A 603-nucleotide genomic window follows, 5' to 3' on the forward strand; every position below is an offset into this window, starting at 1 on the left:
AGCACGCGGCCTTCGCGCGACGCGCCGTCCGGCATCGAGACGCGCACGGCGCGCGCGTCGCCGACGACATGGAAGTTGGCGACGACGAGGCCATCCGGCGTGATGACGAAACCGGAGCCATGGCCGCCGGCGCCGCCGACACGCTCGATGCGGCAGACGGCGGGACCGATGCGGTCGACCGCGTCGGCGACGGTCGCCGAATAGGCGTCGAGCAAGGCTTCGTCGGATTGGAGTTTGGCGGCGGCGAGGGCCATGGGAAGGGCTCCGTGGTATCAGGCGCAAGGATGATTATATGTGCGGAGCGGCCCGTTCGGCCGCGACCTGACCAGATGGCCAGTCGCGCGGCCGACTGGCCATGAGGCGAGTACCGGCCGGCGTCCTGTCGAGCGATATCTGGGTAATCGCAAACCCAGGAGAACAATGATGAGCGACTTCAATTTGAGCGCATTTTCCGACGCAATCGCCGATCTCGCGGCAGCGGCCGCGCCGGCGACGGCGAGCCTTGCAACCCATCATCACCGGACGGCGAGCGCCTTCCACTGGCGCGACGGCTATTTCGTCACCGCCGAGGAAGTCGTGGAGGCGGGCGAGGAGATCGAACTG

The 603-nt window shown here is 67.5% G+C and carries 2 pseudogenes; one reads left to right on the plus strand and one right to left on the minus strand.

Going from position 1 to position 603, the window contains the following annotated elements:
- Nucleotides 1-254, minus strand: a pseudogene (locus EN780_RS36735) (serine protease); the annotation flags it as partial.
- A gap of 139 nt (nucleotides 255-393) precedes the next feature.
- On the opposite strand from EN780_RS36735, the pseudogene EN780_RS41165 reads away from it, so the two are divergent.
- Nucleotides 394-603 (plus strand): annotated as a pseudogene (locus tag EN780_RS41165) (serine protease); the annotation flags it as partial.

The organism is Mesorhizobium sp. M4B.F.Ca.ET.089.01.1.1, assembly GCF_004022605.1.
Lineage (GTDB): Bacteria > Pseudomonadota > Alphaproteobacteria > Rhizobiales > Rhizobiaceae > Mesorhizobium > Mesorhizobium abyssinicae.